The organism is Photobacterium sp. 1_MG-2023 (assembly GCF_030547945.1).
Taxonomy (GTDB): Bacteria; Pseudomonadota; Gammaproteobacteria; order Enterobacterales; family Vibrionaceae; genus Photobacterium.
The window spans coordinates 36,270-58,625 of the sequence record NZ_JAUORR010000011.1; the positions used below are offsets into that span (position 1 = coordinate 36,270).

24 protein-coding genes are annotated in these 22,356 nt (G+C 50.4%); 15 read left to right on the plus strand and 9 right to left on the minus strand.

The window, feature by feature from the left end:
* Positions 1–36: 36 nt before the first annotated feature.
* Positions 37–1,329: a DEAD/DEAH box helicase gene (locus Q4579_RS11460; protein WP_303564248.1), complete on the minus strand. Its 1,293-nt coding sequence runs from the start codon at positions 1,327–1,329 to the stop codon at positions 37–39.
* Positions 1,330–1,510: 181 nt separating this feature from the next.
* Positions 1,511–2,230 carry a glycerophosphodiester phosphodiesterase family protein gene (locus Q4579_RS11465; protein WP_303564250.1) on the minus strand — a complete coding sequence of 240 codons (720 nt, stop codon included), beginning with the start codon at positions 2,228–2,230 and terminating at the stop codon, positions 1,511–1,513.
* Positions 2,231–2,802: 572 nt separating this feature from the next.
* On the opposite strand from Q4579_RS11465, the gene Q4579_RS11470 reads away from it, so the two are divergent.
* The 6 genes from Q4579_RS11470 to aroG all read left to right on the plus strand — a co-directional run bounded on the left by Q4579_RS11470 (position 2,803) and on the right by aroG (position 9,698).
* Positions 2,803–3,384 carry a nucleoside triphosphate pyrophosphohydrolase family protein gene (locus tag Q4579_RS11470; RefSeq protein ID WP_303564253.1) on the plus strand — a complete coding sequence of 194 codons (582 nt, stop codon included), beginning with the start codon at positions 2,803–2,805 and terminating at the stop codon, positions 3,382–3,384.
* A gap of 190 nt (positions 3,385–3,574) precedes the next feature.
* Positions 3,575–4,879, plus strand: coding sequence for an MATE family efflux transporter (locus Q4579_RS11475; RefSeq protein WP_303564255.1), 1,305 nt, complete (start codon positions 3,575–3,577; stop codon positions 4,877–4,879).
* Between the two features lie 50 nt (positions 4,880–4,929).
* Positions 4,930–5,757 carry an alpha/beta fold hydrolase gene (locus tag Q4579_RS11480; protein ID WP_303564257.1) on the plus strand — a complete coding sequence of 276 codons (828 nt, stop codon included), beginning with the start codon at positions 4,930–4,932 and terminating at the stop codon, positions 5,755–5,757.
* A gap of 24 nt (positions 5,758–5,781) precedes the next feature.
* Complete coding sequence (locus tag Q4579_RS11485; RefSeq protein WP_303564259.1) at positions 5,782–6,732, plus strand: bile acid:sodium symporter family protein; 951 nt, start codon at positions 5,782–5,784, stop codon at positions 6,730–6,732.
* Between the two features lie 162 nt (positions 6,733–6,894).
* Positions 6,895–8,367, plus strand: a complete 1,473-nt coding sequence (locus tag Q4579_RS11490) for a cobyric acid synthase (protein ID WP_303564468.1) — start codon at positions 6,895–6,897, stop codon at positions 8,365–8,367.
* A 275-nt stretch (positions 8,368–8,642) separates the two neighbouring features.
* Positions 8,643–9,698 carry a 3-deoxy-7-phosphoheptulonate synthase AroG gene (gene aroG / locus Q4579_RS11495; RefSeq protein WP_303564260.1) on the plus strand — a complete coding sequence of 352 codons (1,056 nt, stop codon included), beginning with the start codon at positions 8,643–8,645 and terminating at the stop codon, positions 9,696–9,698.
* Between the two features lie 67 nt (positions 9,699–9,765).
* Here aroG and Q4579_RS11500 read toward each other — a convergent pair whose 3' ends face one another.
* A complete protein-coding gene (locus Q4579_RS11500; RefSeq protein ID WP_303564263.1) occupies positions 9,766–10,293 on the minus strand; it encodes a DUF4136 domain-containing protein in 528 nt (175 codons plus the stop codon).
* A 129-nt stretch (positions 10,294–10,422) separates the two neighbouring features.
* Between Q4579_RS11500 and Q4579_RS11505 the strand changes: the two genes are divergently transcribed.
* The 4 genes from Q4579_RS11505 to Q4579_RS11520 all read left to right on the plus strand — a co-directional run bounded on the left by Q4579_RS11505 (position 10,423) and on the right by Q4579_RS11520 (position 12,866).
* Positions 10,423–10,923, plus strand: coding sequence for a hypothetical protein (locus Q4579_RS11505; protein ID WP_303564266.1), 501 nt, complete (start codon positions 10,423–10,425; stop codon positions 10,921–10,923).
* 122 nt (positions 10,924–11,045) lie between these two features.
* Positions 11,046–11,855, plus strand: coding sequence for a crotonase/enoyl-CoA hydratase family protein (locus tag Q4579_RS11510; RefSeq protein WP_303564268.1), 810 nt, complete (start codon positions 11,046–11,048; stop codon positions 11,853–11,855).
* An 88-nt stretch (positions 11,856–11,943) separates the two neighbouring features.
* A complete protein-coding gene (locus Q4579_RS11515) occupies positions 11,944–12,522 on the plus strand; it encodes a rhomboid family intramembrane serine protease (protein WP_303564273.1) in 579 nt (192 codons plus the stop codon).
* Positions 12,523–12,533: 11 nt separating this feature from the next.
* Positions 12,534–12,866, plus strand: coding sequence for a DUF1840 domain-containing protein (locus tag Q4579_RS11520; RefSeq protein ID WP_303564275.1), 333 nt, complete (start codon positions 12,534–12,536; stop codon positions 12,864–12,866).
* Between the two features lie 16 nt (positions 12,867–12,882).
* Here Q4579_RS11520 and Q4579_RS11525 read toward each other — a convergent pair whose 3' ends face one another.
* Positions 12,883–13,524 (minus strand): DJ-1/PfpI family protein, encoded by a 642-nt coding sequence (locus Q4579_RS11525; protein ID WP_211651420.1) that lies wholly within the window; start codon positions 13,522–13,524, stop codon positions 12,883–12,885.
* Between the two features lie 98 nt (positions 13,525–13,622).
* Positions 13,623–14,261 (minus strand): HAD family hydrolase, encoded by a 639-nt coding sequence (locus Q4579_RS11530; protein ID WP_303564280.1) that lies wholly within the window; start codon positions 14,259–14,261, stop codon positions 13,623–13,625.
* Positions 14,262–14,412: 151 nt separating this feature from the next.
* Between Q4579_RS11530 and Q4579_RS11535 the strand changes: the two genes are divergently transcribed.
* Positions 14,413–15,078 (plus strand): alpha/beta hydrolase, encoded by a 666-nt coding sequence (locus tag Q4579_RS11535; RefSeq protein ID WP_303564283.1) that lies wholly within the window; start codon positions 14,413–14,415, stop codon positions 15,076–15,078.
* 34 nt (positions 15,079–15,112) lie between these two features.
* On the opposite strand, the gene Q4579_RS11540 is transcribed toward Q4579_RS11535, so the two are convergent.
* Positions 15,113–15,493 carry a PH domain-containing protein gene (locus Q4579_RS11540; RefSeq protein ID WP_303564285.1) on the minus strand — a complete coding sequence of 127 codons (381 nt, stop codon included), beginning with the start codon at positions 15,491–15,493 and terminating at the stop codon, positions 15,113–15,115.
* A 172-nt stretch (positions 15,494–15,665) separates the two neighbouring features.
* Between Q4579_RS11540 and Q4579_RS11545 the strand changes: the two genes are divergently transcribed.
* Both Q4579_RS11545 and Q4579_RS11550 read left to right on the plus strand, forming a co-directional pair.
* Positions 15,666–16,406, plus strand: coding sequence for a sulfite exporter TauE/SafE family protein (locus Q4579_RS11545; RefSeq protein WP_303564287.1), 741 nt, complete (start codon positions 15,666–15,668; stop codon positions 16,404–16,406).
* Positions 16,407–16,465: 59 nt separating this feature from the next.
* Positions 16,466–16,918 (plus strand): GyrI-like domain-containing protein, encoded by a 453-nt coding sequence (locus tag Q4579_RS11550; protein ID WP_303564288.1) that lies wholly within the window; start codon positions 16,466–16,468, stop codon positions 16,916–16,918.
* A gap of 56 nt (positions 16,919–16,974) precedes the next feature.
* Here the strand turns inward: Q4579_RS11550 and Q4579_RS11555 are convergent, their stop codons facing one another.
* Positions 16,975–17,970 carry a hypothetical protein gene (locus Q4579_RS11555; RefSeq protein WP_303564289.1) on the minus strand — a complete coding sequence of 332 codons (996 nt, stop codon included), beginning with the start codon at positions 17,968–17,970 and terminating at the stop codon, positions 16,975–16,977.
* Between the two features lie 198 nt (positions 17,971–18,168).
* Positions 18,169–18,747, minus strand: coding sequence for a glutathione peroxidase (locus Q4579_RS11560; RefSeq protein ID WP_303564291.1), 579 nt, complete (start codon positions 18,745–18,747; stop codon positions 18,169–18,171).
* A gap of 473 nt (positions 18,748–19,220) precedes the next feature.
* Here Q4579_RS11560 and Q4579_RS11565 point away from each other — a divergent pair, with 473 nt between their 5' ends.
* Positions 19,221–20,270 carry a hypothetical protein gene (locus Q4579_RS11565; protein WP_303564292.1) on the plus strand — a complete coding sequence of 350 codons (1,050 nt, stop codon included), beginning with the start codon at positions 19,221–19,223 and terminating at the stop codon, positions 20,268–20,270.
* A 76-nt stretch (positions 20,271–20,346) separates the two neighbouring features.
* Positions 20,347–21,444 (plus strand): hypothetical protein, encoded by a 1,098-nt coding sequence (locus tag Q4579_RS11570; RefSeq protein ID WP_303564294.1) that lies wholly within the window; start codon positions 20,347–20,349, stop codon positions 21,442–21,444.
* On the opposite strand, the gene Q4579_RS11575 is transcribed toward Q4579_RS11570, so the two are convergent.
* Positions 21,423–22,316, minus strand: a complete 894-nt coding sequence (locus Q4579_RS11575) for a LysR substrate-binding domain-containing protein (protein WP_303564297.1) — start codon at positions 22,314–22,316, stop codon at positions 21,423–21,425. The two genes, Q4579_RS11570 and Q4579_RS11575, sit on opposite strands and share 22 nt — an antisense overlap.
* Between the last annotated feature and the right edge of the window lie 40 nt (positions 22,317–22,356).

Genomic DNA, 22,356 nt, shown 5'->3' on the forward strand with positions numbered 1-22,356 from the left:
AAAACAGCCCCTTTTTTACCGGGGCTGTTTTCAGTTTTACTTTTTCAGTTTCTTGGGTGCAGTGTTTTTATCCCGAATCGCGCGCTGTAACCGCATGCGGCGTTCCGCTGCGGATTGGTCCGGGTTATTGGTCCGGCTCTTCCGGTCCCGATACGCAGCTTTGGTATTCAGTTTTTCAATCAACGCATCCCGTTTTGCAGGTTCATAACCTTCCAGCAGTACCCGGCGAATCCGTTGTTTGATGATCTTTTCAACCTGCAACAGCGTCAGTTCTTCTTCGCTGCTGACAAAAGAAACCGCATGGCCTTGCTTGCCTGCACGTCCTGTCCGGCCAATCCGGTGCACATAGTCTTCTGCCAGAAACGGCATGTCGTAATTCACCACGTGTGGCAGCCCCTGAATATCCAGTCCACGGGCGGCGACTTCTGTTGCGACCATCACGCGGGCTTTGCCGGAGGTGAACTCTTCCAGTGCACGACGGCGTGCACTTTGTGCTTTATCGCCATGACACAGCACAGCTTTAATGCCGTCCAGTTTCAGCTCTTTCACCAGCTCGTTGGCGGTTTCTTTGTAATTGACGAAGACCAGCACCTGCTGCCAGTTCTTTTTGCCAATCAGTTCCGATAACAACTCACGCTTGCGATTTTCGTCAACCGGATAAACCACATGGGCAACGGTTTCAGCCGTCGAGTTTTCTGGCGTGACTGAAATGCGTTTCGGCTTGTTCAGAATTTCTCCGGCCAGCTTATTCATCAGGCTGGAAAACGTCGCCGAAAACAGCATGGTTTGCGGATGACCTTCAATCCCGTTCATGATGACGCGGATATCGCCGATAAAGCCCATATCCAGCATCCGGTCGGCTTCATCGAAGACCAGAAATTCAAGATTGCTTAAAGACAGGTTGCCCAGCTCAATATGCTCAAGCAGCCGGCCTGGTGTCGCAATCAGGATATCGACACCGGATTCCAACTGCTTTTCCTGACTGGACATCTTCTTGCCGCCAAAAACAGCCGTTACTTTCAAATCCAGATACTGGCTATAATCGGAAATATTCCGGGCAATCTGCTCGGCCAGTTCGCGGGTTGGTGCCAGAATCAGCGCACGGGTACTGAATCCTTTACGCGGTTTGGGTTCATCCACCATGCGCTGGATAATTGGCAGAGAAAATGCGGCTGTTTTTCCTGTCCCTGTCTGGGCGTTCGCCAGAATATCTTCGCCGCGGCGGGCAGCAGGCATCGCTTTCTGCTGAATCGGGGTCATTTTTTCATAACCACACTCATCCAGAGCGCGAACAATTTCCGGTGCAAAATTTTGTGAAGCAAAAGACATCTCAGATTCCTAAAGACGGTATACCGAACGAAACAAACGATCAGACAGAGGATTCCGTTTGGTATGACTGACCAAACCCGGCATTATAGAGCATTAATCGTGATCTGTGGCACTAGATTTGTTGATTGGCTGAAAAATTAAACGTGGATTCTGAGAAATGGCCGGGGTTTCCCCGGCCACTTTAGCTGATTTCCTGCAAAAGCAGCGGGGGATTGTCGGTAATAATAATATCAACCCCCCATTGATAAAACTGCGGGACCAGTTTGGGCTGATTCATGGTCCAGATATGCAGGTCCAGGCCTGCTTGTTTGATTTGGCTGGCCAGTGACGCGGTCAGCAAACGATGATCCAAATGCAGGCTGAACAGCGCCATGGATTGGGCCAGTCCGAATAAATCGTTGGGGAGTTTGTCGCAAATCAGACCACGACGAATCTGTGGCATGTACAGCTGGCAATAACCGACGGCGGCTTCTGAAAAGCTCGATAAAATGAGGGCCTCGGGAGAAATCCCATTGTGAGCAATGGTCTCAGCGACTTCGCGCACTAAGCGTTCCGCTTCTGCTTCGTCGTGAACTTTAATTTCGAGATTGAGGTTCAGGCCGTACAACTGGCACGCATTGAGGGCTTCGTCGAGTGTCAGTATACGTTCGTTCGCAAACTGTGTATCAAACCAGCTCCCGGCATCCAGCGCTTTTAACTGAGCCAGGTTTAACTCGCGGACTTTCCCGCGACCATTCGTACACCGGTTCACCTTTTCATCATGAAACATGACCGGGATGAAATCGGCGCAAAGCTGGGTGTCCATTTCAACCCATTTCAGGTGATGTCGTGCTGCTTCCTGTAAGCCAGCCAGGGTATTTTCAGGTGCCAGCGCAGCGGCACCACGATGTCCGGAAATCATATCAGTATTTACCGTTACTCACTGAAGAGACAAATGATTCTTGTTGCTGAGTATGAGCCAAAAATATAACAATTCAATGACGGCCTTGCGATGATTTTTCACCCATCAACGCTCGTTTGTTGCTGCACCCATATAACTGCCGAGTTTCACAAAATACTGACGATGGCACTGGCTACACTGATACTTATGACAATGCTTGCGAAAAATTTTATCGATGAAGGACCGGCGAATTCGTTGCGGTACACTTTTACTCTGGCAGTGCGGACACATAAGAACTCCCAAACGCTAGAAATGAAAATGCATTCTATGCCACCAGTTGATAACTTCTGTGATGCGTGTCGCAAAGTATTGTTGCATATAAAGCAGGGTGATATTTGAATTGATGCATTTGTCTACTTCTTATGCAACATCAAGCATTTGCCTGCTTTAACCGGAAGAACCATGAAAGCTTTACCGGATGTGTGTTACCATCCTCCCACTTTTTTCTGTGAAGGCCTCCGCAAGTCCGGATGACAGACAAGCGGATCATTCCGGGCCGACACAATAATGATGAATCGATGAGGAAAATCAGTATGAAGCTGACTGTGCTTGATCAGGCATTGTTTGACCACTTGTATCGTGACATTCGAGAGTTTCGTACGACGTTTGATCTGGACATAGAAAATCCGTCGTCGCTGAATGATCAAATGGATCAGCTCCATACCTCGCTGGCTGTGGAAGAGATGACAGAATTAGCAGAAGCTGACTCTCTGGTTGAGCAGGCAGATGCCATTGTTGACTCAGTTTATGTGCTGATGGGCCGGTTGGTTCATCTGGGCGACAGCAAAGTTGAGGATAATCTGGGCATCAGCTACCTGATTGATCTGCTGCTGCAGATTGCCCAGCGACTGAATATTGATTTTGTACCCTGCTGGGACGAAGTGCATGCCAGCAATATGAGTAAAGTGTGCAGAAACGAACAGGAATTTGCAGAAACGCAGGCTTTTTATGCCAAGCAGGGTGTAGCAATCACGGGGAGTCAGAAAGGAGATTACATCATCGCCAAGTGCGGCCAGGATGTAACCCTGGAAGATAAAGTGATTCGTCAGGGCAAGGTGTTGAAATCCGTCTATTATCGCCCGGCTGATTTGGTGAAACTTGTCACGAATTCCTAACCGGATGACACCCGTTTTGATCCCTGCCTCATGGGCAGGGATTACCTCCGAAACTTCTGCAAGACAGGCTTCGCACTGTCTACATCACGCTTTACACTGTCTTCTATTTATCTGACGAAATTGATTTATGTTCCGAAGAATTGCAGCTGATTCACAGCATGCAGACTCACTGCCCAGACAGCTTTTTTCCATGACCTGGCCAATGATGTTTGGCGTACTTTCACTGATGAGCTTTCAGCTGATTGATAGTGCGTTTATTGGTCAGCTTGGTGTGCTGCCACTCGCGGCGCAGGGTTTTACGCTGCCCATGCAGATGATCATCATTGGGGTTCAGGTTGGTTTAGGGATCGCGACAACCGCCGTGATCTCCCGAGTGCTTGGCAGTGGTGATGAAAACCGTGCCCGTCAGTTAGGCGGGCTCGTCGTTCTGACCGGGGCGCTGATTGTCGCTCTGATTGGGCTGGTGATCTGGTGGTTACGGGAACCGATTCTGACGCTGCTCAGTGCGCCGGATGATGTCCGCCCGCTGATCGATGCTTACTGGCCGTCATGGCTGGTCAGTGCCTGGGTGGGTGCCATGGTTTATTTCGCTTATAGCCTCTGTCGCGCCCACGGAAACACATTCCTGCCGGGGATCATGATGGTTGTGACCAGCGTATTAAATATGATCTTGGATCCGCTGTTCATTTTTACCCTGGATATGGGACTGGTTGGCGCCGCGGTCGCGACCATTGTTGCCTTTGTCATTGGGATGCTGATTATGTTCCCGGCGGTTGTGAAACGCCGCTGGATGTCTCTGAACTGGCAAGGTTTGCATGTGGTCGCTTCGGTCAAAGAATTGCTCAATATCATGGCTCCCGCAATGATGAGTCAACTCATGCCGCCATTGGCGTCGATGCTCGCCACTAAGCTGGTTGCGGGGTTTGGTGCTGCGGCAGTTGCTGCCTGGGCATTGGGCTCCCGGCTGGAGTTTTTCTCGATTGTTGTGGTTCTGGCACTGACCATGTCGTTGCCACCCATGGTGGGTCGTGCTTTCGGCAAAAGAGATATGGAGACCATCTCATCGCTGATTCGGATTGCCGTAAAATTTGTCATGGCCTGGCAATTTGCCATTGCGGCACTACTGCTGGTTTTATCCTTATGGCTCCCTGCGTTGCTGAGCAGTGATCCTTCTGTCCGGAATATCCTGATGCTTCACCTGCGTTGGGTGCCGGTGAGTTTAGGGCCGCTTGGAATTTGTATGATCATGGTTTCTGTCAGTAACGCGCTGGGAATGCCAATGCGTGCGCTGGTGATTTCCTGTCTGCGTCTTTTCGCCTGTTTTCTGCCGCTGATCTGGCTGGGCGCCTATTGGGGCGGGATTCAGGGCCTGTTTATTGGTGCGATGTTTGGTAATCTTGCCGCCGGTTTTGTGGCTTGGGTGTGCTTTCAGCAGGGGATGCAGAAAGTCGTTGCCAGGTACGCACCGCAAGTCATGGCAGAGTCCAACGGATAATCTGTCCAGCGTTCCAACGAATGAACAGAAAAATGAAGACTGGAGTATCAATGAGCAGTATCTATCCGGCCAGCAAAGCACAATTTGAAGGGATCAGTTATCTGGATATCGGGCAGGGGCCAGCATTGGTTCTTGGTCATCCTCTGATGTGGGACAGTGCAATGTGGCGTCATCAACTGGCCGAACTCAGCCAGCATTTTCGCTGTATCGTCCCGGATTTCTGGGGACACGGTGAGTCTGAGCCGGCACCGGGGGCAACTGCGACGCTTGCAGATTATGCGGCGTCGGTACTGGCTTTGCTTGATCACCTTAAAATACAGCAGTTTGGCTTGATCGGTCATGGTCTGGGAAGCAGTTGGGCGATTGAATGTTGCGTTCAGGCTCCGGGCCGGGTGAAGGCACTGGTACTCATGAACAGCTTTGCGGGTCTGGAACCCGAAGTTGTCAATCTGAAGTATCAGGCGATGTTACGTGATGCGGATGAATCTCAGGCGTTTTGTCCGGCGTCAGTGGCGGCATTGACGGCCCTTCAGTTTGGTCAGCACACGCTGGCAAATTCACCTGAGCTGATTGAAGATTTTCGACAGCGAATTGGGACGATTCAGGGCGAATCAGCGCAAGCGCTGGCACAGGCCGGAAGAATGTGGTTTGGTCGCCGGGACAGTTTCGAGGATGCAGAAAAACTGGCTTTGCCTTGTTTGCTGATTGCCGGTGCCGAGGACAAGCTTCGTTCTGTGCTCGAATCTTATCTGATGCTGGATGGGATAACCGGCAGTCAGCTCCACCTGATTGAAGGTGCAGGGCATCTGTGCCCGCTGGAAAAACCAGAACCGGTTACAGAACATCTGTTGAACTTTTGTCTGCGCGTCATGGACTGACGGCAATCATTACAAGGAAACAATATGCTAGGGACAGTCATCCGGCTCTTTCCGCTCTGGGCCATTTTGTTATCGCTCTTCGCGTACCAGCAACCCGCGCTTTTCATTGACATGAAATCAGCGATCGTGCCATTGCTGACCGTTGTCATGTTGACGATGGGGTTAACTCTGAAACCTCAGGATTTCCTGGATGTGGTGAAAAACCGGCGTGCGGTCAGTATTGGCATTCTGCTTCAATTCACCGTGATGCCGATGGTCGCGATAGTGATCAGCCTTGCGCTGGGTTTTAATCCGGAACAAACCGTGGGAATGGTGCTGGTGGGCAGTGTTGCCGGGGGAACGGCATCGAATGTCATCTGTTATCTGGCGAAAGGTGATGTAGCTTTATCCATTTCGATGACAGCCATTTCGACGTTACTCGGGGTCTTTCTGACCCCAGTGCTGACCGGAGCTCTGGCGGGGCTGAGTGTAGAAGTTCCCATGGCGGCAATGCTGATGAGTCTGATTAAAATTGTCCTGCTGCCAGTGATTGGCGGGGTACTGATTAATTCATTCCTATCAGGCCTGACACAAAGACTGCTTCCCGTGTTGCCATTTATTTCCGTGAGTGCGATTGTTGTGATTATTGCGATCGTGGTGGCTTTGAATGCTGCAAGTCTGGCGGTGATTGGTCCGGCCATCGCGCTGGCTGTGATTCTGCATAATGGTTTGGGATTGGCTGCGGGCTATTATGCCTGTCGCTTGCTGGGAATGCCTGAAATTGTCTGCCGTACCATTGCAATCGAAGTCGGGTTACAGAACTCAGGATTAGCAACGGCGCTGGCCATGAAGTTTTTTACCCCGGTGGCAGCGATTCCGGGGACGCTCTTTTCGATCTGGCATAATATTTCCGGGTCGCTCCTGGCTGCATATTGGTCGAAAACGCCTCAGGAGAAGTGCCAGACAAAACCGTCTGCAGATTTCTCAAAAGGGTGATGTCCCACAGTTTTGTGGATGACCCGCTCTGAACAGATGGGTCCGATTGGAAACGGCCAGCCTCTTGCTGGCCGTTTTTATGAGACAGATTGAATTGATTCTAGTGACGTTGTCACTATTTGAGTAAGGAAGGTAATTTTGCTACCCACGCATCAGGCCCTCATGGTTCAGGGAACCACTTCAGACGCAGGCAAAAGTGTGCTGGTCGCCGGCTTGTGCCGTGTTCTGGCCCGGAAAGGAATATCGGTCGCACCGTTTAAGCCGCAAAACATGGCCTTGAACAGTGCTGTGACCCAAGACGGGGGAGAGATTGGCCGGGCACAGGCTGTCCAGGCGTTCGCCTGTGGTATCGAGCCGACGGTAGATATGAATCCGGTGCTGCTGAAGCCCAATACGGATACCGGGGCGCAGGTAATTGTGCAGGGGAAGGCTGTACAAGATATGGATGCAATTGGCTATCAGGGTTACAAACGCTTTGTTTTGCCACCCATTCTGGAATCTTTCAGCCGCTTACAGCGGCAGTTCGGCACGGTGCTGATTGAGGGGGCGGGCAGTCCGGCTGAAATTAATCTGCGTGAAAATGATGTTGCCAATATGGGCTTCGCAGAACCTGCTGACGTACCCGTCATCATCGTGGCTGATATCGATCGGGGCGGCGTCTTTGCACATCTGTATGGCACACTGGCCTTGTTGTCGGAATCGGAGCAGGCCCGCGTACAGGGCTTTGTGATCAACCGGTTCCGGGGCGACTTATCTCTGTTGCAATCAGGTCTGGACTGGCTGGAAGCAAAAACCGGGAAGCCTGTGCTGGGTGTGTTGCCTTATCTCCATGGTTTGATGCTGGAAGCAGAAGATGCCATCACCGATGCACAGGTCGACAAAGCGGACAATCCGCTTCAGGTGGTGGTCCCGGTACTCACCCGTATCAGTAACCATACCGACTTTGATGTGCTGAGAATGCACCCGCAAGTGAATGTCCACTTCATTGGAAAAGGACAGCCGTTACCACCGGCCGATCTGATTGTGTTGCCTGGCTCTAAAAGTGTGCGCAGCGATCTGGCTTATCTGCGCGAGCAGGGCTGGGACAAACAAATTGAACGGCATTTGCGGCTGGGCGGAAAAGTTGTCGGCATTTGTGGCGGATACCAGATGCTCGGAGACATGATTTCAGACCCGACTGGTCTGGAAGGTGATGCCGGAGAAAGTCAGGGGTTGGGTTATTTGCCGGTTCAGACGGTTCTGGCGCCGGAGAAGCAACTCAAACGCTCTCATGGGCTTTTGACTTTAACCGGCGAGGCCGCAGTGCCGGTCCGTGGTTATGAGATTCATGCGGGGGTGACGTCTGGTGTCGATGGGGTAACATCGCCTGTGACACTTGAAACGCCGGAAGGGCCGGTTGCTGATGGTGCCATCGGATTGTCGGGGCAGGTCTTTGGGACTTATTTGCACGGTGTTTTCGATGAACCGGCTGCATGTGATGCCATTTTGCGCTGGGCTGGACTGACGGCCTGCCAGACGCCGGATATGGAAAAACTCAAAGTAGCGCACCTTGAACGGCTGGCGGATGCGATAGAAACCCATCTGGATCTGGCTGCCCTCTGGCCGGAATGGGCCTCTTATTTTCAGCGTTCATGAATGAATGGATTGTGTGTTTAACTGCATACTTGAAGGCGAACAGTATTTTGTGAGTCAAATCAGTGCTTATTTGATTTAATCTGTCGTCATTTTGTGTTTTGCATCCAAATTTACTGATGCAGCGTGCTGAAAGTGAGTCACGCTGCCTGTAATTCAATTTCAATTAGCGTTTGCACATGCTGGTTGAAGGCGATAAGTTAATTGGCTGTTGGAGTAGATGATCGGCCTGATACTGACCATACCAGGCCATGACATGTTAATTGGAAGCAAGCAGTATGCATAAAACAGACGACGTAAGAATTAAAGAAATTAAAGAATTGTTACCGCCAGTGGCCGTGCTGGAAAAATACCCGGCAACCGAAAATGCGTCGGAAACCGTTTTTCAGGCCCGTGATGCCATCCATCATATTCTGAACGATGAAGATGATCGCCTGCTGGTGGTTGTGGGTCCCTGTTCAATTCATGACCCAAACGCTGCACTGGAATACGGTGCGAAGCTGAAAACTCTGCGGGATGAACTGAAAGGTCAGCTCGAAATTGTCATGCGGGTTTATTTCGAAAAGCCACGCACCACGGTCGGCTGGAAAGGGCTGATCAATGACCCCTATATGGATGACAGTTTCCAGCTCAATGATGGTTTGCGTTTAGGCCGTAAACTCTTGCTTGACCTGACCGATATGGGCATGCCGACTGCGGGTGAATTTCTCGATATGATCACCCCGCAATACATGGGGGATTTGATCAGCTGGGGTGCGATTGGCGCGCGAACCACTGAATCTCAGGTGCATCGTGAACTGGCCTCCGGTTTATCTTGTCCGGTTGGCTTTAAGAACGGGACAGATGGCAACATTAAAATTGCGACGGATGCCATTGGTTCATCCAGTGCGCCGCACCATTTCCTGTCAGTGACTAAGTTTGGTCATTCTGCGATTGTTTCTACGGCGGGTAATGAAGACTGCCATATTATTCTGCGCGGCGGTAAAGAGCCAAACTACAGTGCCGACCATGTCAATGCAGTCGTTGAGCAACTGGCCAAGGCCGGTCAGCGTCAGAAAGTGATGATTGATTTCAGCCATGCCAACAGTCTGAAGCAATTCAAACGTCAGATGAATGTCGCGGACGATGTGGGTGAGCAAATTGCGCAGGGCAATCAGGCGATTTTTGGTGTGATGATCGAAAGTCATCTGGTTGAAGGACGTCAGGATATCGTGGATGGCAAGGTTGCCACCTATGGCCAGAGTATTACGGACGCCTGTATCGGCTGGGACGATACCGAAACCGTGCTTCGCCAATTAGCCGAAAAAGTTGAACAACGTCGTCAGCGCTCCTGATGCATGTTGTCTGAGGCATGAAAAAGCGAGGAGACTGACCATCTCCTCGCTTTTTCTTTTCTGGCAATTACCTTCTGGAAGGCGGGTATTGGGCAAACATTTCGCCCACTTGCTCCTGAATAAAACTTTCTCTGGCGGCAGGCGTCATATTTTCAGTCAGTTGACGACGGGAAACTGAACGCCAGATAACTTTATTCGTTTTGTTATCAATCAGCTCAACGATGAGTTTGCCGTAAGTATATTCCCGGAACCGGACCGGCGTAGAATAAGCGATACTGCTGTATCTGTAGCCCACACCAAAACCAACGGAAGTGCCATAGGAATCGAAATCGGTCATCTCCCGGATGTACGGATTCACGGTCAGATCGGCTTGCTGGTCTGATGGTTGAAGCCCTTTAAAGCGAAGCTCGCGCTTGATGGTTTCTTCCAGGCGGTCTTTGTCCAGGCTGACGATGGATGATTCGGCTTTCTCCGCAAACTGATAAGTCTGGTACTGGCTGAAATCCACGCCAGCATTGTAGTCTGTTGCAACTTTGGCACTGCATCCGCTTAACAGAAGCAGGGCACAGGGAATCATGATCTTCAACAACCGCATACCATTCATCCTCAATCTCTGAATATAACTGTCTGTATTGAGTATAGCGTTTTCGGCTCTTGTATCATCTAGACTCAAACTGAACTGCCTGTATCCGGGTGAATCAGCAAGCTGTGACAGGAGTGAGTGATGAGAAGGAATCTGGCCTGTTTCATAGGATTCAGCTTCATTGCATCGGGTTCGTTTCTGATTGCTGATGAGCAGCTGCCAGCCAGTGACGTTTCTGATCCTATCAGCCTGGTGGTGGATCTCATCCATCGCACTCAGGCTGATATTTCAGTAGCAACCAGACGATCCGATGTATCGAATGGAGCATTGTTCCATCCAATGGCCGGGTATGCTGAGTTTGAACAAATCTGGTGTTTGTCGGCAAAATATTCTGTGCAGGCGCTTTCAGCTCGGGTTCAAGGATTTTGCGAGGCACAGCAAGGGGAGATGCGCGGCGAATGGTGCAGTCACCGCACGGACCAACAGCCGCTGTTCAGTGTGACATTCGAGTGGATTGGCAGCCAATGTGCGCAACAGGGGACGATGGCTGGCGTTCATGTATTTCAGCCCATCTCTCCTGCCAATCCGGAAGGCTGGCTGCAATTTGCCGTCATGATGGGGTTTCTTCCGTACCAGCCCTGACGCTGATGTTGTCTGTCGGTGAATCACATCTGTGGTGTCGGGCAGGTTTTCATGTCATGGTTGCTGCTTTTTATACGGCGAACGGTAAACTGGCCTGACCAGATACTTTACAAGGATGTTTTATGACCCACTGGCAACGTTTGAAAGTGACGGAAAATGACGGAATCGTCACGGTCTCCCTCAACCGCCCTGAAAAACTGAACGCACTTGATGTGCTGATGTTTCAGGAGCTGGATAAAGTCAGCCGTGCTTTACGACAGCGAAAAGATATCCGCGCCGTGATCCTGACCGGTGAAGGCGGCAATTTCAGCAGCGGGCTGGATGTGCAGAGCGTGGCAACATCGCCTGCGAAGGTATTGGGAATTCTGAAAAAGTGGTTGCCGGGAAATGCTAATCTGGCTCAGCGTGTTTCCAGAAACTGGCGCAAGATTCCTGTCCCTGTGATTGCAGTGATTGAAGGTCGCTGTTTGGGCGGTGGCATGCAGATTGTACTGGGCGCTGATTTTCGGCTGGTCACACCGGATGCTGAACTATCGATTATGGAAGTACGCTGGGGTCTGGTACCGGATATGGCGGGTTTACTGTCGTTGCGGGAACTGGTGGCAAAAGATGTTGCGATGAAGCTGACCATGACCGGAGAAATTTTCACCGGAACTCAGGCGAAACACATGGGTTTAGTCACTGAAATCCATGAGGCTCCCTTGGCTGCGGCCGAGGCATTTGCACGTCAGATCACCCAAGCATCGCCAGATGCCATTGCTGCCATCAAATCGACCACCAATCAATGCTGGACCCGGAGTGAGCGTTATCTGCTCGCCAGAGAAACCCTGAGCCAGATCCGTTTAATTCTGGGGAAAAACTTTCGGATTGCCAGCCACAGGCAACGGAAAAAAAGTGATAAGGCGTACCAAAATCGTCAATCTTTCTGGTGATTTCATTCGTTTTTCTGAATTGTTGTCCCATGCATCTGACATCGACTTAAGGATATACTCTCTATACTGAAGACGAGGAGGAAGCCTGTTGGATCAAAGTGATAAAGATGCATTCCCGTTTATTGGGACTGTGATTGTTCTGTGTTTCGTGATTCACGTTGTGAATATGCTGCTGGGCGGTATGCTGATGGATTACGGTTTGTTACCCCGGCATGTGACGCATTCGATCGGTCTGGTGGCTTATCCGTTTATTCACGGGTCCTGGGGGCATTTGTTCAGTAACATGCTGTCATTTGCTGTGCTGGGTTATCTGGTGTCCCGCTCTGGGATGTCCCGGCTCATGGCTGTTTTTCTGATCAGCTGGGCGATTAGCGGTGCAGGGGTCTGGCTCTTTGGCCGGATGCATTATCATATTGGTCTGAGCGGTATTATTTACGGGCTCTGGGCTTATCTGCTTGTGTATGCCTTGTTGCGACGCAGTATCAAATCCATCGTCATTGCAGTGCTCGTGATGATTTTCTATGGCTCTATGCTGGCTGGAATTATTCCGGCACACAGCTGGATCAGTTATGAGAGTCACTTATTCGGGGTACTGGGCGGCGCGTTTGCCGGATATATCTTTGCCCGGCGAGATAAATCCCGGTCGCTGGCCAATGTTGAACAATAAGGGGAACAGACATGCTGATTACATTTCACAGTAAAGCCAGTGCGAACATCACGATGTTTGGTGAGGTTGCACAACAACTGATTCATATGATGGGATATTGCGAAAATATCCCTGGGATCATCGACGTGGATGATGTCCCTCAAGCGCTGGACAATTTGCAGAAAGCACTTGCCGTCACCCAGCAACAGGAAGCGAGTCAGGAAGCATCTTCTGAGGACACTTCAGATCCTTGGGAAGACGAAGAACCAAGGATCAGCATGCTGACCCGTGCCCGACCTTTGCTTGAAATGCTGGAAGCTGCCATCGCAGAAGAGTGCACTGTGATGTGGGAATCTGACAGCTAAGGCTGCTGTGTTTGCTTCATTCGACTAAATGAAGCGGTGCGAACGGATCATCGTCCGGATCATTACGCCAGAGATACTCTGTATCAATGGCCACTTTCCGGGCGGTTTCTTCGCCCATCAGAAAACAGATCAACCCCAGTGTCATATCCAGCCCGGCAGCCGTGCCGGACGCAGTAAAACGATGATCATCCTCAACCCAGCGGGCCACGGGTTGCCACTGAACTTTGTCGTTCAGTTCACTTACCCAATGATAATGCTGCTTATTGGTTGTGGCCGATTTCCCATTCAGTATCTCAGTCTGTGCCAGCAGTGCCGCCCCGGTACACACCGAACAGCAAATTCTGGCTTTACGCGTTTGATGGCAGAGCCAGGTCGTCAGGGCTGAGTTTTCTAATGCTGCCTGAACCCCTTCACCGCCCGGAACCAGCAGGACATCGCAAAAAACATCATCTTCAAAGCTGGCATCCGCAATCAGTTTTACCCCTTGCTGGCTGGTGACCGGTGTTCCCTGTGCCGAAATCAGGCTGAGACTGACTTCATCGTCCAGCGCTGCGAGCAGTGTGGCCGGTCCACTGATATCCAGCAGGTTAAAATCAGGGTACAGCAGCATCAGGACATGGAGTCCGCTGCGTTTGTCCGGGGCTAAAGCTTCTGTCATTTCTGCTCACTATGTTGGGCTGACTTTAGGTAAAGCATAGTTCCTTCAGGCCAGAGGAAAAAATCAGCTCAGCCCGAAGTCGGCGCAATATTCAAAAGTTAATCCGGAATCAAGCGCAAGAGTTGTGAGGGTTGCTCAAAGAGGTAAGCTGGTTGCTCGTTATCCAATTCTTCGTAGGAGCCGTAACCCCAGAGTACTCCGGCAGCTTGCAGGCCGTTTTTGTGAGCTGCGGTTAAATCGACAGCACGGTCGCCGATCATGATGGCATGCTGGCTGATGGTGAACTGTTTTTTCAGCGTTTCGAGTTGCTGCCACTTTTCAATGCCAATATCGCCGCCACTGACAAATTCAAACATGGCTTCCAAACCGAATAACCCCAGAATTTGCCGGGCAAAGTCGACTGGCTTGGAGGTACAGATGCCCATTCGGACTTGTCGCGAATGCAGCTCTGCCAGCGTGTCTTTGATACCCGCGTAAAGGGTGTTTTCTGAGTAACCCACCTCGGCATACCGTTCCCGGTATTTTTTGACGAGACTGGCGATGAAAGCTGGATCCTGATTTTGAGTCAGTGCAATGAATGTCTGATCCAGAGGAGGACCAATATGCGCAGCAATCTCGGTTTCTGCAAGTTCAGGCAGGCGATGATGGGATAAGGCAAAGTTAAAAGAACGAACGATGCCTTCCCTGGGATCGCTGATCGTGCCGTCCAGATCGAAAATGAGTAAATCATGCTTCATGATGAGGCCCCTGTGGCGTTGCGGAGATGAAATTCTGCGTCGTCCTGACGCAGAATAAAATGCATGTCATTGTATATCAATAAACAGTGCTGGTCATCGATTCCCAGATTGCGGTACAGTGACGGCTTCTTTGATCCATAAGGAAATTCTCATGCCGATTTTAGAATCTGTTGAGGTCAACCCGAAAGTAAAACCAACAGCAACCGTGATCTGGCTGCATGGGTTGGGCTCGAACGGACACGATTTTGAAGCCATACTGCCTGAGTTAAATTTACCTGCAAATGCACCTGTTCGCTTTATATTTCCTCATGCGCCGTCCATGCCGGTGACCGTCAATGGTGGCATGGTGATGCCAGCCTGGTACGACATTCTGGAAATGGGAATTGGCAGAAAACTCGACAAAGCGCAGTTACTTGAATCGTCAGAGAAAATTGCAGGTTTGATTGACAGGGAGCGTGCCCGGGGGATAGCCAGTGATCGCATTGTACTGGCGGGATTCTCACAGGGTGGTGCCGTGGCTTATCAGACGGCGTTGACTTACCCGCATTCCTTAGCGGGGTTGCTCGCTTTATCGACCTATTTCCCAACGGCAAAGGGGATCAAAACTGCTGCTGCAAACCGACAGATTCCCATTGAAGTGATGCATGGTAGCTATGATCCTGTGGTTCTGCCCTCATTGGGTAAAGCTGCGGTCGAGGATTTAGAAGATCTGGGATATGCGCCGCAGTGGCGCGTTTATCCGATGGAACATCAGGTTTGCATGCAGCAGGTGAAAGAGATTGCTGCCTGGCTGAAACACATTCTGAAGCTTGGCTGATTGTTTCTCAGGCCCGGCAAATTACTTTGCCGGGTTATTTTCCCGCGACTTTTTCAGCGAGTAATCCCTGAAGCTTGTAAATATTGGTCTTGCCGCTGAACGCCATGCCTAACGGGTCATGCTGACCGGAAATCCAGATTTTTAATTCGGCATCTAAATCAAAATTCCCGGTTGATTCAACCAAAAACATGGTGATCGACTGATAGGGAACCGACCGGTATTCCACTTTTCGCCCGGTGACCCCTTGTTTGTCGATCAGAATCAGACGGCAGTTGGTCAGCACCAGCATATCCCGGATCAGCTTGTATGCGAGTTCAATCTGTTCATTTGCGCCAAGGATCGTCTGAAGCTCTTCCGTCGCTTCCGGAATATCCATTTCTCCGGCATTGCCGAGTAACTTATCAAGAATACCCATCCTGATTTCCTTTTTGATCAGTTGTTTAATTTGTCCAGATTAATACTGTGACACGGTTAAAACAATATGCTGATATTAGCGTATGGCTAAAAAATCAGTTTGACTGCATATCAAGTGTCTGTATATTCACACAGTGTTTAGTGGCATACATAAATTTGCTTGAGGTGCTCCCTTGGTTGATTTTTCGGTATCTCTAGGGACGATTCTGGGGCTCAGCGGGATTGCGATGCTGGCTTCTGTTGTTGCGGCTGTGCTGGGTTTTGGTGGGGGGATGTTGCTGATTGCATCCATGCCAGTCTTTCTGCCTGCTGCGGCAGTGATTCCTGTCCATGGTGTGACACAAATGGTCAGCAATGTCAGCCGGGCATTTTTCTCAAGGCGGGATATTGCCTGGCACCTGATGCCTGCTTTTGTCACTGGTGCGGTATTGGGCACGCTGCTGGTTGGCCTGACGGTTGTCCAAGTTGCGATGGCCTATTTACCTTTGTTTATCGGCAGCTATATTTTACTGAACGTCTGGCATCAAGGGTTTATGCAATGGGTCAGCCGGTTTGAGTCGATGCTGATGGCTGGGTTTGTGCTGTCTGGGCTGGGCTTGCTGGTGGGCGCGCCAGGTCCGGTGTTTCACCCGATGGTGATGAAAAAAGTCGATGGCAAGCATCAGCTGGTTGCGACAACAGCCCTGATGATGACGATTGTCCACGCTTTTAAATTGATGGTGTTTGGCGTCATTGGTTTTGCGTATCTCGATCAATGGCCATTGTTGCTGGCTTTAATCGTGTCTGCGATCGCGGGATCCTGGTTAGGCACGCATGTCCGCTATCGGACGCATGAGCAACTTTGGAAGACGGCCATGAAACTTCTGCTCAGTAGCCTGGCGGTGTCCATGATTCTGAATGCACTTCTGGGATAGATCGCCTGACAAAACGATGGAACTAATAGGGTAGACCCTGTGCACAATGGAGATGAATGATGCAAAAGGAACAACTCGCTTCATGTTGGCTGGCCTATGTTGAAGTGAAAGGGCCGTATGGCGATAATTATCAACCTGCGCTTGAGACGCTGTTTCTCTGGGCCGGTAAACACGGCCTTTCAGGCGGGCAATGTATTTTCGTGTATATGGACGATGTTGAAACTACACCGCCTCAGGATTGCAGAACACGGGTGGGACTGAGTGTGCCTGAAGGCACTCACGTTGAAGGAAGCATCGAAACGATGTTCTTGCCCGGTGGTGACTACGCGACCTTACGAAAAATGATAACGGACAGCAGTCAGTATCCACAGTATTGGCAACAACTGCAGCAGGAAATCGCCGAAACTGGAGATTATCAGTTTGATGTTGAGCGTCCTTGCTTCGAGTTGTATCACAGCGTGGATGAAGAAAATGATATCTGTGATACCAGCATTTGTATTGCTGTGAAGTGATACCCATTCGTCAGGCTCATTGGAACGGGCCTGACGATGTTGGATGAATGAAAGTGTCAGTCTGACTCAGACAGATCCATATATTCGATGATTTCAGCGAGTTGCCTGCTGCGCTCGGCGGTGAGGATTCCCATCCAGGCTTCTTTACTGATGTCCTGATTTAAGGATGCCAGTAAGCTTGCTGTTTGCTCGCGGTACTTTTTCCAGGCACGCTGAACACTTTCAACATCTTTTGCCGTGACTTCCAGATTAAAGTCTTCAATGGGTTCTAATTTGAGCCGTTGTGTCAAGTTGCTGTAGGTTTGTTGCAACATATAGTCGGCTTCATCGAGCATGGGTATTTCATCCGGCTGATGCCCGGCAATGGTATCAATGATCTGTGAGAGATACCGGTCGTTTTGAATGGAGACCGACTCGATCCGAAATGCAGCATGGCTGGAGCCGCTGTGCAGTTCTTCGTAGGTTGCTCTGTGTTCAAAAAAGTCATTGGCCATCTGAACAGCGTCTTTGACCGCTGCTTTTTGTTCCGAAGACAAATGCTGTATTGCAGCTGTTTGGCGTTGAATTCGGGCTGTTTGCTGTTCTCCGGCAAATCGATTGGTACAGAATGCAGCACCCACACCGCTCGTGATGTACTGACACAAATCAAATTCAAACGCGAGCTGATGCTGCCAGTGATTATAGATATCCATCACCGCATATTTTACTTCTGCGGGCGCGAACCCGCCCTGACAGGCGATTTGCAGGGTGAGTTGTGTTCTGTCTTGTTGCGGATAAGCCACGTTTCTTGAAACCTGTTCAGCGACTTCCCAGATTTGATACAGCGAATTATCTGCCAGAGCCGCTTGATAGGCTGTTTGATCAGACAGAGTTAGTCGCGTCGTCATCACGGGGCCAGCCTGCGAGCATCGTTGTGCTGTATTGGGGTCGGCGTAATGTTTTTCCGCGACGGGTTCAGCAGCAATCACAGGAAAAGCAACCAGGTAAGTAAGAACAGACAGAGCCGAAATCTGTGCTGAGGCAAATGGGCCGATGATGTTGAGTCCTGACATAGTGGAGAACTTGGTGGAACACAATGAATGCCGATAAGATCGCAGGTTGTTCGCTAAAGAACAAGGGGAGAACGTAAATTTTCAGGGGAAGAATGATGCAGATCAGTTGCATTCAGATCTGAATGAGTGAAAGGCAATTTACCGGGCCAGCTTTGAGTGAAAGCCGAATTATTTCAGTTACTGGCCCGGTTTTACAGATTAATTTGTCTTTTTCAGTAGTTGCTCAATGCTTTGCGTCAGCTGGCTGTCATCGGGTTTCGTGGTACTGGCAAAGACAGTCATCACTTTGCCTTCCCGGTCGACCAGATATTTATAAAAGTTCCATTTGGGCGTCACGCCGGAGTCTTCTGCTAATTGATGGAAGACTGGGTTGGCATCACTGCCGCGTACGGCACTGCGATTCACCATCGGAAAAGTCACGCCATAGTCCAGATAGCAGATCTTTGCCGTATTCTCTTCGCTGCCGCGGTCCTGGAAAAAATCATTCGACGGGAATCCAATCACAGCAAACCCTTGATCTTTATAGGTTTGATAGAGTGTTTCCAGACCTTTGTACTGTGGTGTAAAGCCGCACTGGCTGGCGGTGTTCACAAACAATAAGACTTTTCCTTTGAATTGCTCACAAAGGTTCATCTTGTCGGTGGAATTCAGTTTGCCAAATTCATGATCAAGCAAAGCAGGACATGTTTCCACTTTAGCCTGAGCTGGAATCCATGCGGCAAGTGCAGCCGTAATCAAAGTGATCTGAAGGAATGGCTTGATGAATGAATGCATCATGTCGAGCTTCCTGTAAAAAGTAGAGAAGAATCAGACAATTTACCTGTCTTCGGTTCGTTTCGCGAGTAATTCATCAGCTTGATTGTAGGTGCCTGATGTATTGATCGCCAAACCGCTGTCATTTTCACTGCATCAATCCCCTCTGGCTTTATGAAATGAGTATGAAATCACTCAAATTTTGAATTTATATTTTGTTTTTGTCTGATTTTTTGTTTTAAGCAGTGCTTATGTTCTAATTATTCGATAAGACAATTATTTACCTCCAGTTTTCAAACAAAACCATTTCGGGATCATGTTAGAGGGGCTGAGCCTGTATGGTTTGTTAATTTTTTGTCATAAAAATTTTATGATTTTGATCTATTTTCCGACGCACTAGGCAAGCAATATGCCTGATATCGCAAATACTTTGTGCTGCGTATGGAGACAAATTTGCGCATTTCTGACAAGTACTGGACGACAATAGAAGAATGAAGATGAAGAAATTTTCTACCTGCCTTTCGTGGGCTGCACTGTTTTGTGCGGGTACAGCACAAGCTGCAATGAATGATTATGCCGTAGTTCTGGTTCATGGTTTACAGCCGGACCAACTAAAATCCAGGCCGAATGCTGAACAGGTGACGCTTGAAGGCAAAGAGTACTGGCAGGATTTCTGGCTGGCTCATGCCGATGCCCGAATCGACTGGCCATCCCATGAAAGAATTACCGGAAAGATTTCCACCGATTATGTCTGGCCGGCATTGAAATCATTATCTGAACAGGGAACTTGTCAGCCTGGATGTGTTTTTGTCACACACTCAACCGGGGATCTGGTCACTCGCTACATCATTGAGAATCAGGCGAACTGGTTGAGTCAAGCTGGACTCGCGCCCTTAAATATTGTGGCAACCTTCGACTTTGCAGGCGCTGGTGGCGGTTCTGAACTGGCCGATGTCGCGGTCAACGTCGCGGAAGGCGGCGGCGTCTGGAATACCACCTTGCGCTATGCCGTCTCGCTGTGGCTGGGTGAGCTGCCGGACAGTCATAACACGGGTACGTTGAATGATTTGCGGGTCGCCAATGCCCGTCAGTTGGCCGCTTTACCGGACAGCCGGGTGCCACGGCTGCGCTTTGCGGGGGACAGCAGCGATTATTTGGGTGTGACATCCGGCTTCTTGCCCGGCCATGATGATGGTGTGGTTGCGAGCCATTCTTCCTGCGGCGCAAGCACGGCGGGAGACTTCAACAGTTGCTCGGTCAGCGTTGGTTATAACGGCAAACTTGCCCGCCAGTCGCGGGGTGTCAGCCAGTTCATGCCCTATCATTATCCGGTCCTGATGGGAGAAGATTACAGCCATCACGCGCTGATCGGTAATCGGCATCAAGGAGAAGTCACCACAGTGACTGATCAGGTAAGCCTTGGAGACGGAAAATCTGTCCGGATCAATTCAACGGACGAGTGGTACTGGCTGAACGGTTATTACTACCGGTATGTCGATGGATCAGATTCTCAAACCATGTCTGAAATTGCCCGGCAGTTTCTGTAACCACGGTGCTCAGGCTTTGGCAGCGTCCAAAGCCTGAAAATCGTTCGGCCTGAAATCTTTCAGTTTGAGTTGAACAATGAAAAAACTGCAACGGATTGTTTTGATAGGTGTCGCTATCGGCGTGATTGGTGTTGCTGGCCGTTTCTTGCTTGCCACAGAACAATCAGCTGTAATGCAGGGGCACTCGTCCTCTGTCGTTATTGAACCGGAGAGTCCTGTGCGAGCGTCGAACCTTACGGCAAGAGTGCAAAGGGCTGGCAGGCGCACGGAGATTGTCTCTGAGGGTTCGCCCCCTCTGGAACCAGAAGCGGGAATTGTAATGCCCGTTGAGATGAAAGCGCAGTTTGCTGTGTTGTCTCAGGTCTATGCTTCAGAGCTGACGCATCCAGCTTACTCCCGGCCCTTAACGTCTGAAGATTCACAGTGGCTGAATCCGAATCAGTATGCACCGGTGGCGACGCCAGTGCTGGACGGACAAAGTCAGGCCAGTTTACGGTTGGAAAAATTCAGGTTTTTCTACCCTGAGCCTGTTTCTGTGACCGTCCAAAGTGATCTTACGGTTGAAGGGATGCAGGTTGAGCTGATTGGTGTGGACACCAGAGAGCAACTGGCAAACGTCAGATTTACAGGAAATCAGGCTCGCTTTGCTTCTCAGGACACCTGGCCGCAGGAAATCAGAATCAAAGCGACGGTGGATTTTGAAAGCGGGACAGACACTTTAACCACGGACTTTCGTTTTGAGGTGCCGGTTGCTGAATTGACTCAGGTCGGACAACCGGTGATCGACGGCGCGCATGTGAATATTCCGGCGATTTTGCTGATCGAGCGTGCCGGCATCTACCGGATTCGGGGGAATCTGTTCACACAAAGCGGACAGCCTGTTGCGGTGCTGACGGCAAAGCAGACCCTGCAAACAGGTGAGCAGGCCATTCAGTTTCAAGCGCATCAAAGTGTGTTTTCTGAGGGGACAGGTCCAGAAACTTATGAGCTGAGAACGCTGCAAATCGAAAAAATGTCCGGGTTTCCAGGCGAGCAAAGTCAGTATGGCATCAGCCGTCAGTCGGTCTGGCCGCTGGGACAGATTGACACCAGTCAGCTATCAAACGAGGCGTATCAGCCCACGGCGGAGGAGCAATCGCGGATCAAATTTCTTCAATCCGCTGCTTCGGGCTGAAGCATGCCTGGGTCGGTGTCTTCAAGAATCCAGTCAAACAATAGGCTCAGCGCCGGGGTTGGCGCACTGTTGGGCCGCACCAGAAAATAGCTTTTCCCGGAAGGGACACGCTGCGGAAAAGGCATCACCAGACGGCCCGCATTTAAATCCTGTCTGGCCAGTTCGACGTCACCTACGGCAATTCCAAATCCCTGAATGGCGGCACTGACTGCAAGATCCAGCGTTGCAAAGCGCTGGTTCTGTGTCGCCAGTTTTCCCTGATAACCCACATGGTCCAGCCATATCTTCCAGTCGGTTTGCTGCGCTGTCGCATGAAGCCAGGTTTGCTGACTGAGCTGGACCAGATCGGCGTCTGGCCTCAGCAGCCCCGGGGCACACAGCGGCGATAAATACTCATCAAATAACCGGAATGCTTTCATGTCTTTCTGCGGTGGCTGTTCCGTATAGCAGATGGCCGCATCAAAGGGCTCAGAGGCGAAATGAACGTTGTGCATGATGGCGGAAGTCAGGGCGACATCAATATCAGGGTGCGCCTGCTGAAAGGTCATTAACTTGGGCAACAGCCAGGAAGTAATACAGCTCGGTGCTTTCAGTTTGATTTGTTGCTTTTCATTTGACACCTGATCCACGGCTTTCTGCAGTTGTGTGAGCAACTGCTGAACCAGTGGCAGAAACTCATTGCCCTTGGTGGTCAGTGTCAGACCACGCGCATGACGCTGAAATAAGCGGACCTTCAATTGTGCTTCCAGTGCTTGTATCTGGCGGCTGACCGCTCCCTGAGTGACATTGAGCTGTTTGGCGGCGACAGTGAAGTTGAGGTGCTCTGCGGTGATCAGGAAAGCCTGAAGTTCACGGGTTGAAGGTAGTCTCATGCGTTTGTGTTCCAGCGATGTATTTTTCTCATGGCTAGTA